This window comes from Pseudoalteromonas sp. BZB3 (genome assembly GCF_040104455.1).
In the GTDB taxonomy this organism is placed as follows: Bacteria; Pseudomonadota; Gammaproteobacteria; order Enterobacterales; family Alteromonadaceae; genus Pseudoalteromonas.
This window is the reverse complement of the sequence record NZ_JBECOS010000011.1, coordinates 89,571-103,139: the sequence shown is the minus strand read 5'-3', so window position 1 is coordinate 103,139 and position 13,569 is coordinate 89,571. Positions and strand designations below refer to the sequence as shown.

At 38.5% G+C, this 13,569-nt stretch carries 13 protein-coding genes; 6 read left to right on the top strand and 7 right to left on the bottom strand.

The features are described 5' to 3' along the window. Positions 1 to 109: 109 nt before the first annotated feature. The 3 genes from astE to seqA all read right to left on the bottom strand — a co-directional run bounded on the left by astE (position 110) and on the right by seqA (position 3,405). Positions 110 to 1,144: a succinylglutamate desuccinylase gene (gene astE / locus ABMY35_RS12820; protein ID WP_349286545.1), complete on the bottom strand. Its 1,035-nt coding sequence runs from the start codon at positions 1,142 to 1,144 to the stop codon at positions 110 to 112. Between the two features lie 71 nt (positions 1,145 to 1,215). Beyond that, positions 1,216 to 2,853 carry a phosphoglucomutase (alpha-D-glucose-1,6-bisphosphate-dependent) gene (pgm, locus tag ABMY35_RS12815; protein ID WP_349286544.1) on the bottom strand — a complete coding sequence of 546 codons (1,638 nt, stop codon included), beginning with the start codon at positions 2,851 to 2,853 and terminating at the stop codon, positions 1,216 to 1,218. Between the two features lie 9 nt (positions 2,854 to 2,862). Further along, complete coding sequence (seqA, locus tag ABMY35_RS12810; RefSeq protein WP_138478629.1) at positions 2,863 to 3,405, bottom strand: replication initiation negative regulator SeqA; 543 nt, start codon at positions 3,403 to 3,405, stop codon at positions 2,863 to 2,865. A gap of 126 nt (positions 3,406 to 3,531) precedes the next feature. On the opposite strand from seqA, the gene ABMY35_RS12805 reads away from it, so the two are divergent. From ABMY35_RS12805 to fur, 5 genes are all read left to right on the top strand, one after another. Beyond that, positions 3,532 to 4,290 (top strand): alpha/beta fold hydrolase, encoded by a 759-nt coding sequence (locus tag ABMY35_RS12805; protein ID WP_349286543.1) that lies wholly within the window; start codon positions 3,532 to 3,534, stop codon positions 4,288 to 4,290. Positions 4,291 to 4,375: 85 nt separating this feature from the next. After that, positions 4,376 to 4,597: a DUF2788 domain-containing protein gene (locus ABMY35_RS12800; RefSeq protein ID WP_058029912.1), complete on the top strand. Its 222-nt coding sequence runs from the start codon at positions 4,376 to 4,378 to the stop codon at positions 4,595 to 4,597. Positions 4,598 to 4,599: 2 nt separating this feature from the next. Continuing rightward, complete coding sequence (ybfE, locus tag ABMY35_RS12795) at positions 4,600 to 4,878, top strand: LexA regulated protein (protein WP_058029913.1); 279 nt, start codon at positions 4,600 to 4,602, stop codon at positions 4,876 to 4,878. Between the two features lie 14 nt (positions 4,879 to 4,892). Next, the gene (fldA, locus tag ABMY35_RS12790; protein ID WP_058029914.1) at positions 4,893 to 5,420 is read left to right on the top strand and encodes a flavodoxin FldA; all 528 of its coding nucleotides are present in this window, start codon (positions 4,893 to 4,895) and stop codon (positions 5,418 to 5,420) included. A gap of 101 nt (positions 5,421 to 5,521) precedes the next feature. After that, positions 5,522 to 5,965, top strand: a complete 444-nt coding sequence (gene fur / locus ABMY35_RS12785) for a ferric iron uptake transcriptional regulator (RefSeq protein ID WP_349286542.1) — start codon at positions 5,522 to 5,524, stop codon at positions 5,963 to 5,965. A 498-nt stretch (positions 5,966 to 6,463) separates the two neighbouring features. On the opposite strand, the gene ABMY35_RS12780 is transcribed toward fur, so the two are convergent. From ABMY35_RS12780 to ABMY35_RS12765, 4 genes are all read right to left on the bottom strand, one after another. Then, positions 6,464 to 7,396, bottom strand: coding sequence for an ornithine cyclodeaminase family protein (locus tag ABMY35_RS12780; protein ID WP_349286541.1), 933 nt, complete (start codon positions 7,394 to 7,396; stop codon positions 6,464 to 6,466). 9 nt (positions 7,397 to 7,405) lie between these two features. Next, positions 7,406 to 8,485: a Xaa-Pro peptidase family protein gene (locus ABMY35_RS12775; RefSeq protein WP_349286540.1), complete on the bottom strand. Its 1,080-nt coding sequence runs from the start codon at positions 8,483 to 8,485 to the stop codon at positions 7,406 to 7,408. Between the two features lie 69 nt (positions 8,486 to 8,554). Next, entirely contained in the window at positions 8,555 to 9,889 is a 1,335-nt protein-coding gene (locus tag ABMY35_RS12770; RefSeq protein WP_349286539.1) for a DUF1501 domain-containing protein, read from the bottom strand. A gap of 9 nt (positions 9,890 to 9,898) precedes the next feature. Beyond that, positions 9,899 to 11,932 carry a DUF1800 family protein gene (locus ABMY35_RS12765; RefSeq protein ID WP_349286538.1) on the bottom strand — a complete coding sequence of 678 codons (2,034 nt, stop codon included), beginning with the start codon at positions 11,930 to 11,932 and terminating at the stop codon, positions 9,899 to 9,901. Between the two features lie 172 nt (positions 11,933 to 12,104). Between ABMY35_RS12765 and rsmF the strand changes: the two genes are divergently transcribed. Then, complete coding sequence (rsmF, locus tag ABMY35_RS12760; protein WP_349286688.1) at positions 12,105 to 13,547, top strand: 16S rRNA (cytosine(1407)-C(5))-methyltransferase RsmF; 1,443 nt, start codon at positions 12,105 to 12,107, stop codon at positions 13,545 to 13,547. Positions 13,548 to 13,569: the final 22 nt, after the last annotated feature.

Sequence of the window (13,569 nt, the reverse complement as noted above, 5' to 3'; positions counted from 1 at the left end):
GTTAACGTAAAGTGTTATTCAACTGATCATAGATGAATAACACTTAATTTGCATAAATATTACTGGAAAGAAAAGAATACGCTATGTTATTAGCTTTTAATTCAGTTACTTATATGAACTTTTCATTAATTTGCATAGGAATAACGGTTAATAATGCACGTTGACCTAGTGCAACTTTAGCATTTGGGAAAATAATGGCTTCACCTTCAACTTCTGCAAAATACTGCTTTTCGCCGTCATTTGCTAACAACTCACCCTTTGCAAAGCCTGTGAAGTTCACTGCGCTGTCAGGGAAAGTAAAGCTAAATGCTTCTTGTGTTCTATTAATCGTTCGATACACTTCGAACAACTCAAAGTCTTCAGAATTAAATTCCTTATATTCGACCTTTTCTTGGCTAATTAATGCATTGAGAGTTTGTTTGGTTTTCTCAAAGCGCGCCATATCATTTTCACCAAAAGGCCTAACTTGACCCAGCTCTATGGTAAACGCATCAGCTCCAAATTCATTTGAAGAAAAATAACTGAATGTCGTTGCCGGTGCTGCCATCATTAATACGGTGTTAACACCACAAGAAAGTAAGAACTGAAGTTGTGACTTTTTCCAAGGCTTGCCATTTAAAAACGGATAAACTGCAAATTTCTCGTTTTTTGAACCTCGAATAGCCGTGTGTAAATCATAGTGACAACGATAACGTCCAGCTTCTACCTCATTAAAAAAGTCAGACACATAAATTTCTAATTTTTTTGCTCTGTCTCTTTCTGCATTGTGCACATCCCCTTTGCTATGCGAACCACTGAACAAACGGTTCAAGTTCTCTTCTACAAATCGCTCACCAATATTAATTGACTTAGGATTACCAAAAATAAACAACACACGTTGATTAAGTTCTAATTTGCCTAAGATAATGTTTTGGATCAGTTCATCGCAAATTTCAATGGGGGCAGTCTCATTACCATGAACCGCGCTTGATAAGACAATATCTTTTGTTGTTTTTGCACTAGGTGTGAATTTAATAACACCCGTATCAAGTACATCAACTTGGGTACCATTTGCTAGTAAAAATGATGTCGGTTCTAAATGAAATTCGTTTTCACGAGTGATAGATAAAAAGTCACCAGACTTTTTAAGTGTTTCAAGGTACATACTGTCCCCTTTTGTGAGAGTGTATAAATAAAAAAGCCATGCTTGAGCATGGCTTTTATAGAATAAATTGTTTAGCTGATTACAGAATCAACAAGCGCTTTGGCCTCTTGTTCTAGTAACGCTAAATGTTCTTCACCTTTGAAAGATTCAAGGTAAATTTTGTAAATATCTTCAGTGCCTGATGGACGAGCAGCAAACCAGCCTGACTCAGTTACGACTTTTAAGCCACCAATTCCAGCTTTGTTACCTGGTGCTTCAGTGAGCTTTTCAACAATCTTGTCACCTGCTAGTGTATCTGCAGTCACATCTGCAGCACTAAGCGCTTTTAATTTTGCTTTTTGCGCTGCATTAGCGGGGGCATCAATACGTTTGTAAAGAGGCGCACCAAATTCTGCTTCAAGCTCTTTATAACGTTCAGATGGTGTTTTACCGGTTACAGCTAAAATTTCTGCTGCAAGTAGACCTAAAATAAAGCCATCTTTATCGGTATTCCAAACACTTCCATCACGACGTAAGAATGAAGCGCCTGCACTTTCTTCGCCACCGAATGCAAGCCACTGCTCACTTAGACCTTTTACAAACCATTTGAAACCAACAGGTACTTCAAACACTTCTTTATCTAATGATTTAACCACTTTGTCGATCATCGCCGAAGACACAAGTGTTTTACCCACTTTAATGTCTTTCGCCCAATCACGATGAGTAAGCAAATAATCAATTGCAACCGCTAGGAAATGATTTGGGTTCATTAAACCATCTTTGGTTACTATGCCATGGCGGTCATAATCTGGATCGTTACCGATACCAATATCGAAGTCATCTTTTAACGCAATTAAGTTTGCCATCGCATAAGGTGACGAACAATCCATGCGGATCTTGCCATCTTTATCTAAAGGCATAAATGCAAAACGCGGGTCAACTTCAGGATTTACAACGGTTAAATCAAGGCGATACTTTTCTTTAATTACAGGCCAGAAATTAATACCAGAACCACCCAGAGGATCGATACCAATTTTTACACCTGCTTTTGCAATAGCGTCTAGATCAACAATATTGATTAAATCTTCAACATAAGGTGTGATTAAATTTTCGTACTTAATGAAGCCAGATTGCTTAGCCTTCGCGAAAGGAAATAACTCAACTTCGACTAAATCTTCAAGCAATAACTGATTGGCTCTGTCTTCGATCCACTTTGTAATATCAGTATCAGCTGGGCCACCATTTGGCGGGTTATATTTGAAACCACCATCTTCAGGTGGATTGTGCGAAGGCGTGACAACAATACCATCACTTAATTCGTGTGGATGCACTTTGTTGTAACACACAACCGCATGGCTGATCACAGGTGTTGGAGTATAGTCATCATTTTCTTGCGTAATGACTTGTACTTCATTCGCTACTAACACTTCTATGGCTGAGTTAAAAGCTGCTTCAGATAACGCATGCGTATCTTTACCTAAAAATAACGGACCAAAGATATTATTTTCTTTACGATAATCACAAATAGCTTGTGTAATAGCTAGAATATGAGACTCGTTAAACTTAACATTTAACGAACATCCACGGTGGCCTGATGTGCCAAAAGCAACACATTGCTCAGGGTTTTGTTCTAAATCTGGTTCATTTAAATAATAAGCCGAGACAAGTTTTGGAATATTCACTAATGTGTCGTGTTTTGCTGGTTTGCCAGCACCTGGATGGATAGACATAAAACGTCCTTATAGGTAATCTCTAATAGTTTCAGCGTCAGCTTCTTTATACCCTAAACCTAGGGCAACCTCATGTAACATCATCTTCTTACGTGTGGTATTAGAATTGGTCATGACCCAATATTCACTGTCTGCGATATTTTTAGGGTTCATACTACTGCCACTTTCTAATAAAGCTTCTTTACTTTTCGCAAAATAAATTCTATCACGGCCTTTGATTTCTAATACTGAATCAAAGCTGTCTTTATGAGTGCGGTGTAATGCACTTAAAATAAATAAGAAGCGACCTACTACACCTTTTTGCATAGCGAGCTCTTCTTTATTAAGAATATTAAAAACATTAGCAGTTTTAGTGGTCACTTTTGTGACGCTTTGTTCTTCAACTGTCTCTTGCTGTGGTTCTTCTTCTAATACAACATCATCAACTTCTGAAGATGTGTTGGGTGATAACTTTAATAAACGACGCAGAATGTCTGAGGCACTTTCACCAATGCTTTGCGTATTACTGGCGATATATTGATAAAGCTCGTCATCTATTTCTATTTTTTTCATGCTTTTCCTGTCATTACTGATTTTGGTGCACCGAGCTGATTATATAATGAAATGAGCCAAGACACTATGCCTTTGCATTTCACCAATACACTGGCAAAATTACCTCATAATTTATCGGAGTGCAAAATGCTATTAAATTTCAAGCAAACAGGAGCTGGTCCCGTTGTCGTGATCATGCATGGCCTATTCGGTTCATTGGAGAACCTTAACGTTATCGCAAAAGCCCTTAGCGAACATTACACTGTCATTAATATAGATTTAAGAAATCATGGTGTATCTTTTCATGAAGATGAAGTAAGTTACCCTGCTATGGCTCGAGATGTGCTCAATTTGCTTGATGAATTGAATATAGAAAAAGCGCATATAATCGGCCATTCTATGGGTGGTAAAGTTGCAATGCAATTAGCCATGCTTGATGAAGCACGTGTTAATAAACTGGTGGTACTTGATATTGCACCTGTTGATTACCACCCTCGCCATAATTCAATTATAAATGCCCTGCAATCTGTTCAGAAACAAGGTGTCAGCTCGCGAAGTGAAGCTGACGCAATAATGAAAGAATTTATAGATGAGATGGGTGTTAGACAATTTTTATTAAAAAGCTTGTCTAAGTTTGAAAACGGTTACGCTTGGAAATTCAATTTAAATACCATTGTTGAAAACTATTCAAAGATCATTTCAAATATTAATGCGACTCATTCTTGCCAATGTGATACCTTATTTATTAAGGGGAATAATTCGGACTACATATTGCCAGAACATAGAGAAGCAATCGTCTCATTATTTCCAAAGTCGAAAGCAAAAGTCATCCATGGCGCTGGTCATTGGCTGCATGCTGAAAAACCACAAGCCGTAAATCGGTCAATTATTGATTTTCTTCAATAATTAGCGAGTTTTTCACTCACACTATTAAATTATGATACTCGGTTATGGTATAGTAGCCGCCGTTTAAATATTAGTTAGAGCAAGTATGGCCAATCAGTATATTCAACAGTTTGAAACTATGGGACTGTATTTCGGTTTAGCAGGCATCTTTTTCTTTATCGGAATGGCAATCAACGATGTTTTAAAAAAAGGTGATGTGCCTAAATTTGGTCGATATATTGTTTGGCTCGTATTGTTTCTAGGCTGTTCAGGTTTTATTGCGAAAGGGCTTATACAAGCATTTTGGCAAGGCGCTGGCGTAGGATAAACATGGCCAAGTCAGAAACAGATCGTACAACAATCGATCTTTTTGAAAATGAAAAACGTCCTGGTCGTCCTAAAACTAACCCGCTTCCACGTGAAGTGCAGTTAAAAGTTAATAAGCGGAACCAGATCAAACGTGATAAGGCAAGAGGGTTAAAGCGTATTGAGTTCAAAGTATCCTCTGAGCTTTACCAAGCTCTAAGTGATATGGCACAAGCGCAAAATATCAGTAGAAGCGCACTGATAGAAACCATTTTGCAAGAGAAATTAGCGAATAATAGATAGAAGGTAAGTATTACATGGCAAGCGTAGGTATTTTTTTCGGTAGCGATACTGGTAACACTGAACACGTTGCTAAAATGATTCAAAAAGAGCTTGGTAAAAAGCTTGTTGATGTAAAAGACATCGCTAAAAGTAGTAAAGAAGAAATTGCTGAGTTTGATTTAATCCTGTTCGGTATTCCAACTTGGTATTATGGTGAAGCACAGTGTGATTGGGATGACTTCTTCCCTGAGCTTGAAGAAGTTGATTTCGAAGGCAAGCTAGTTGCTATTTTCGGTTGTGGTGACCAAGAAGATTATGCTGAATATTTCCTTGATGCAATGGGCATGATCAACGATATCGTTACTGAGCGAGGTGCTATTGTTGTAGGTCATTGGTCTACAGAAGGTTATGACTTCGAAGCATCTAAAGCGATGGCTGATGATAATCACTTTGTTGGTCTGGGTATTGATGAAGACCGTCAGCCAGAGTTAACTGAACAACGTGTTAAAGCATGGTGTGCACAAGTTTTTGATGAAATGTGCCTTAGCGAACTTGTTGACTAATCAATAAGTTTTGCACTTATAGTTAATGCACGTTACCTTTAGTAATGAAGTCGTGCTCATTACTAGAGTAAATAGAATTAATAAAATTACTGAGACAGATAATGACTGATCATAATTTAGAGTTGAAGAAAGCAGGGTTAAAAGTTACTTTGCCACGAATTAAAATTTTAGAAATCTTACAGTCTCCTGATAACCAACACATCAGTGCTGAAGATGTTTATAAAATTTTATTAGACAAAGGCGAAGAAATTGGCCTTGCAACAGTTTATCGAGTGTTAAACCAATTTGATGATGCAGGCATTGTTACTCGCCACCATTTTGAAGGTGGTAAATCTGTCTTTGAATTAGCGGGTAGCACTCACCACGATCACCTAGTATGTTTAAAATGTGGTCGAGTTATCGAGTTTGAAGATGAAGTTATTGAAACTCGACAAATTGAAATTGCAACTCAAAATGGTATTAAGCTAACTAACCACTCTCTGTACCTTTATGGTGAGTGTGTTGATACCGAAGCGTGCAAGAAATACGCTGAAGAAAATAGCTAAGTCAAAAAAGCCGACGTAAGTCGGCTTTTTGTTGCTCTATTGAAAGTACAATTTCTTTTATAGATACCTACTGTCTATATTTAAGCAATCAAGTATTTTTTAACAAAGCGATTAGAATTAAACAAGCACTAAGACAAAGAGAAAGATTCACCCACAACTTTACATATCTAGTTTGCTGACAAGCATTGTAATAACACTGTTTGGGATTCTCAGGATCAATTAAAATGAAAGTGGCCTTTTGAGCTTTAAACGATTCATATAAATCGGGTCTAAAGGCAGTTTGACAACAATAGCTAATATTATTAAAAGTAAACTCAACTAAAAGGCTCGACTCACCTAACATTTCTAATGGCCCAGCCTTATGCTGCTTTACTTTAACTAAGTTCTCGACTTGCACCTGACGCCAAATACGTTTGTTTAATTGTTTCTTTTTGCTCTGCCACATAATGAATGTGGCAGCAAAAAATAACGAGGTAACGAGTATACTTAACCAAACCATTACTGTGTCTTATACACCATATGTGCTGTTATAAGGTCACTTAGCGCAGTGCCAACTGATTTAAATAAGGTAATGTCGGTTTTAGCTCTTAAAGTATTAAGTTGATGCATTTCGCTAAGATCAGCGATGATCTGTTGTTCAGAAAAAACGCCTTCTGAAATAGGAATGAGTATCTCCCCTGCTTCATTAAGCACGTTCTTTCTACTGTCGACAAACACTTTTGAACGAACAACAGAAACTGAATCACACTCTCTAAACTGTCTGTGATGATTGCCAATTAAGTCTATATGCGCGCCATCTGTTACCCAATTTCCATCAAACAAAGGGTTATGTGCCCCCGTACCACAACTGATGATGTCAGCCGAACTAATGGTTGCTTGATTTGACTCTCCAAGTAAAAATTCTACTTGTGAATATTTTTCAGCAAGTAACGATCGTAAACTTTCTGCTTTATCTATGTTTCTTGCAATGATGGTTACTTTCTTAATATCACGTACACTCATATGGGCTTCAATCATGTAACGTGACAAATTACCTGAACCAAAGTACACCAAATGGGCACTATCTTGTCTTGATAGATATTGACTTGCTAGCGCGGACACTGCAGCAGTTCGCCAAAGTGTCACACTCGTCCCATCTACCAATGCCAGTGGCTCACCGTGACAGCGGTCAAACAACATAATTTTAGAATATAAACTTTTATAGCCATGCTCTGTATTCGAAGGAAAATAAGTAAAAGATTTAACACCGATAACTTCTTCATTCCATGCAGGTAAAACGGCAAAAGCATCATGGTTCTCTTCAGACTCTGATAATTCAAACACTTGTCTGGTCGGTGTGCCCGCAGGTCTTGAAAAGCCTTCTTTTAATGCGTCGATGACCTTGTTGAAACTTAAACTAGCATGTACTTGTTGTTCGGTAACTATTTTCATTTCTTTTCCTTATTTAATCACAAACGATTTTGGTGCATGGGTTATAAACTCAAAACCATCATTGGTTACGAGTACATCATCTTCAATGCGAATGCCACCGACGTCAGGTATATACACTCCAGGCTCAATAGTAATAATATTGCCTGCTTCTAACCGATAATCTGTATTTGGGTTTATAAAAGGCATTTCATGTAATGCCAAACCCACACCATGTCCCAACCCTTTGCCTGCATACTCTAAAAAACCAGCTTGAGCCAAAACATCTAATGAAATCTGATTTAGCTGCTGACAATCAACTCCTGCTTTAAGACTCTCTAAAGATTTGCTTTGAGATGCGAAAACAGCATCATACATAGCTTGCTGATGGGAGTTTGGTTCGCCATAAACATAAGTACGCGTCATATCTGAGCGATAGCCATTGACCACAGCACCAAAATCAATCAGTAACAAGTCACCATAATTAAGCTTTTTATCTCCAGGCTTTCCATGGGGCAAAGCACTGCGCTCAGCAAACAATAAAATGGTGTCGAAGCTTACCCCATCAGATCCAAGCTTTTTCATTTTATAGTCAAGTTCAGTTGCCAAATCTAATTCGGTCACCCCTTTTGAAACTTGTGTGAGCAAATCTGCAAGGGCCAAATCTGCAATAGCTGCTGCTTTTTTAATTGAAGCAACTTCGAACTTGTCTTTAACCATCCTGAGTTTTTCAATGTAGCCATCAAGTGGTGAAACGTCATATGAAGCTAATTCATTCGCAATAGATAACCACACGCCATAATTGACGGCTTGGCTTTCAAATCCAGTCTTTTCGTGAGGTAAAAAACGCTTGATACATGCGCCCAATGATTCTGTATCTCTGTCTCTGCAAATAATGTCACAACCATTGCTTTCTGATTTTGCTCGTTCAAAATATCGGTAATCAGTGATCAGCCATAGACCTTGTGTAGAAACGATGAGGTAAGCTGCGTTACCACTGTAACCTGTTAGATAAAAGATGTTTTCGTAGTTAAACACCAACAAGTTTTTTACGTCTTTCTCTTGTAAAGCTAATAATAAACGCTGCTGACGTTGAAGATATCGTGTTTGCATTTGAGTTATACCACCACCAATAATGGCAATAACATAACTCAAACTACGATTGTATACAATATTCTTTTGTTAGCTACGCATAAATGGTAAGGTATGCGAGTTAAAATTAGTTAAGTTTGGAAAGATATCAACCAACTCTGTGTTATCTAAACCAAACCACTGTGCCAAAGACGCAAAGTATTGCTCGTTCGCAACTTGTGGGATCAAACGCCCTCCCCGCGTATCATTCGGGCCATCTAGGTGTTGCGTCATCAGTGAGCCATAAATTTCTCCGCCATTTACCGCGCCACCCATAATGATTTGATTTCCCGCCCAACCATGATCAGTACCGTCACCATTCGACGTTAAAGTGCGGCCAAAGTCACTCATCGTAAATAAGGTTACATCATCGTTTGCATTGATGGATGACATCGCTGTATTGAACTCTGACAAAGACTGAGATAAAGCGCCTAATAATGCTGGATGAGTTGTGAGCTGATTATCATGTGTATCAAAGCCCCCCATACTCACAAAGTAAATTTGTCTTTTTGCATTGAGTGTTTCTCTAACTGAGATTGATTTAGCCACAGTATGCAGTTGTTGTGACAAACTACTATCAGAAAAATAGCTGCTTAGATCTTCGCTGGACTCAATAGCACTGTTCATTGCTTCTGTATTTGTGATCGCTTTTTGCATTTTTGTACCATATGCACTCGCTAGAGGGTGGGTTGACTGGGCAAGCACTCTATTCATTATACTTTTTACATGGGCTGCGCGATTTCCAGTACCATTAATTGGGTTTATTTTACTGACACCACTTCTATGTAATGAGAATGGCGTTTGATTAACACTGGTTTGCCACGGGTTGGTTCCCGCTAATGAAATGTTATTTACGAATGAACCACCTTGTTCTATTCGCTCTAATAGTCTTGCGCCCCAGCCACTGTTTAAAGAGACTTTTTCTCTGCCATGCATCCAAGTAGCTTGCTGATCATTATGAGAGAATAAGTGTTTAGGAAGAGGCACACTTTCATTTTGATATTCTGCTTTGCTAGTTGGCACAATCAAGCTGCCTACACCGGATATAAAAGCTAAATTTCTATTATCAAAAATATTTTTTATTGAGCCCATAGCAGGATGAAGACCTACTCCACCAGCAAATTCTGTAACTGGAGCGAGTTGGAGTGCATCTGTCACCGCTAAGTTTTGTCGACTTGCTTCATATAAAGTCCGTTGTTCGCCCTCTAACGGTACCAACATATTTAGGGAATCATTGCCACCGAATAAAAATACACAGACAAGCGCTTTATGATCGTCAAAGCTATAAGACAAAGATCCCTGAAAAGCCTGTAGTTGCAATTGAGTTAATGCAGCAACCGATACGCCACCTTTCATACAATAAGATAAAAACTTTCTTCTATTCATGTCCGTCTCCTACTGCTGCAAGGTAAATTCGGGTGAAATTGAAATTAAATAAACAAGATTGGAAATACGTTGATAACTGTCTCGGCTTGCAAAAAACTCATCCATATCGATCAGTGCTTGTCTCATTTCTTGTGACATATTACCGGCGAAAAATAGCAAATCGTATTTATCTAAAACTGCACTCAGCCCATTCATATTGATTAAGTCGTGGTCTGCTTGCATATATAGATAAAGGCTGTTTTCATTTAACTCATCATGACGCTCAGCCACACGCCAAACGAGATCTGCATAGTGCGTGTTAATAATACCGATTAACGCTGCGTCATTAGCGATTTGCAGTTCGGGAGCAACAAATTCAGTGCTTGCCAGCTCCCCAGGTTTAAAGTCAGGTCTAAAGAAGTTGAAAACCGAAGGCGATTGCAAAGGGCCCTGACCATAAGTTGAGGATAAATTCCAAGTGTAATAACGGTGATTAAGGGTTTTAGCGTTAAAAACCCGCCAGAACTGAACTGTTTTGAGTAAAGGCTCTTTTATCTTGCCAAAATGTGCAAGCGGTGTAGCGAGGCCTCTAGCTTCATTATCTAAATAAATCGCTTTCACTGTGGCAGCTAAATCTCCTCTTACCCCCTCACCATTATCATTGAATACCATAGCGACCCGCTCTACGTAACCTGGGCTTGGATTAGAAGTAATTAATCGTTGTATTAGCTGCTTTGAAATAAATGGTGCGACATTATCGTGATTAAACAAATTATCTAACGCAATTTCTAGGCTTTGTTCCGCGCTCGTATTTGCTGGAATAACCTCACCATTTAGCAATGTTTTTTCAGCTCTTGAGTGATAGTCTTCAAAAGCTTGCATTGGCAAAGTATAGTTTCTACTTGGTCGGCTCCATCTTGCGCTATAAGCAAATGTCCAACCAGTAAACACTTTTGCAAACCCTTCAATTTCAGTTTGACCGTATGTTGGTATGATTTCGCCATTCTCATCTTGCTTATTCATACCGTTTAAGTTTAGTTCGTTAAGACCTATAGTGAACAACTGCATAACTTCACGTGCATAATTCTCATCAGGGCGAATATTACGCTCAGGATCCGCTTTTTCATTTCCTAGGTGGCTTAGGTATACGCCCATCACAGGTGATAAAGTGACTTGCTTTAATAAGTCTCTATAATTTCCAAAAGCATTTTCAAGTAAAATGTCATAATAAGCAGCCATGCCTTCAGGCTCACCACTAAGTGATGTATTTAGATCGGATACAACAAAGATTTCACTCAGGGCAAAAGCAACACGCTGTCTTAACTGATCTTCTGCGTTTAAACTTGCTTTCCACCATGCATCTATACGGTTAATTTGATTAGGCTCATCTCGATCTGGGTAATTTTCGACGAGTGGACTATGATAAGTAATCGGGAGGTTAAATTGATCATCAAGCCATTGTTCGTAACTTTTACCTGTAACTGCCAGAATTTCATTGTAAGTCGGTCCAAAACTTGCCTGGTGGAGAAGCCTTGCAGCTTGTATATCGTTCATATCCTTCAATACTGAAAATCTAACTTCTTGTTGAGAGGAAAGACCAGCTGAATTGGTCACTGTCACTAAGAAATGATACTTTTCATCTAGAGCAGTGGAATTATTAGAAGCTGTAAACTCTAACGAATCAGTCGTTGTCAGTGCGATTTCAGGTCCTGATAATTGTTGCCATGCAAAACTGAATGATTCTGAGCCTTGCTCTGTTACCTCGACCTTAACTTTAACTATTTCACCTTGTTTAAAGGTATCTGAATCTATTTTTATGGCTATAACCGGTGGTTTGGCTTCATCGCTACTATCATTATCAGAATCGTTCCCTGAATCCTGGTCAGACCCACTGCTAGAGTCATCACTAGAACCGTCTCCCCCCCCATCTGAATCCGAGCCATTTTCATTATCAGAATCGGATACTGCGGGCTGTTCTGGTACTGGCTCTTCAGATTGCGATCCGCCACCACACCCTGTTATCAAGCAAACTATCAGTATTATAAAAACGTACCTAGCGATCATGTGTAATTATTCCAATTCGAACAATTTATAAACTTTAGTACCAACTAGCATATGTTTAAATACGAATATTTGAGTAAATTTAGATTTTTACACTAAACATCTTTTTTATTTGAAAGAAATTTATCCTTTAAATGATAAAATCATGTCAAAAGCAAATTTGCTAGAGATTATTTTGAATACCGATACCTTCATACCACAGAATTTCATCGACGATGTGAAAACCTATTTACCTGACAGCTTGAGTATTGAATCTTTTATAGAGTATTGTCAAAAACCGCTTAGGCGCTCAGTCAGAGTGAATACATTGAAGATGACAGTCAATGAATTTAAGCAATATTGCTCAACGAATAATTGGAAAATTGAAGCTGTTCCTTGGTGTGACACAGGTTTTTGGCTTGAGCGAAGTACTGAAGAGGAAGAGACCCTTCCCCTGGGCAGTACGGATATACATTTGAGTGGTGGTATTTATGTTCAAGAGGCCAGCTCAATGTTGCCCCCTATGGCACTTAAATCGAGTTTAAAAGAAGACGACATAGTCCTAGATATGGCTGCCGCACCTGGCTCAAAAACATCGCAAATAGCTACAATGATGAGTAACCAAGGCATTCTGGTTGCAAACGAGCTTTCTTCTTCACGCTTAAAAGTACTGGCTGCAAATATGAAGCGTATGGGCGTGCATAACTGTGCACTGTCTCATTTTGACGGTGCTGTCTTTGGCGATTATATGTTTGAGTGTTTCGATAACATTCAGCTTGATGCACCTTGTTCTGGTGAAGGCACAGTCAGAAAAGATGCTGACGCTTTAAAAAATTGGTCTGTTGCGTCAAATATTGATATAGCCAATGTACAAAAACAACTTATCAAGAGCGCATTCTTTGCTCTTAAACCCGGTGGCTCTTTAATTTACTCAACCTGTACACTCACGCCTGTCGAAAACCAAGCGGTTTGTCAGTATCTGCTTGACCAATTTGGTGATAATATTGAAATCGAACCATTAAATGCACTTTTTGAAAATGCAGATAAAGCCTGCACAACAGAAGGCTATTTGCACGTATGGCCTCAGGTTTTTGACAGTGAAGGCTTTTTCATCGCTAAATTTAAAAAATTAAAATCGGTTGATAACCCGAATTTAAAAACTAAAAAAGGCGCTTTCCCATTTTCATCGGCTGGTAAAAAGTTAACACAAGCCTTTATGTCAGCAATCAAAAAACAATTCGGTATTAAATCACTACCTGGTGAACTAACAGTTCGAGACAAAGAGCTCTGGCTTTTCCCTGAGCGATTCTCTGAAATTGAAAACAAGATCAAATATTCTCGTATCGGGATCAAGTTAGGCACAACCCATAAAAATGGCGTACGGCTTGAACATGAATTTGCAACAGCACTTGGCAAACATGCAGAAAATAACACCTATGCGCTTACCCAATCACAAGCTGCAGATTATTATCAAGGCAAAGATATTCGACTTGAAACAGTCTCTAATCATAGTGGTGAGGTTATTTTAACCCTTTGTGGTGCACCGATAGGTTTAGGAAAATGGCAAAAAAATAAGATAAAAAACTCATTACCTAGAGATTTGGTTATGAATAATAGAGTTATTGAATGGTCGCGTTAGCAGTCTAATTCAGTTTTTAGAC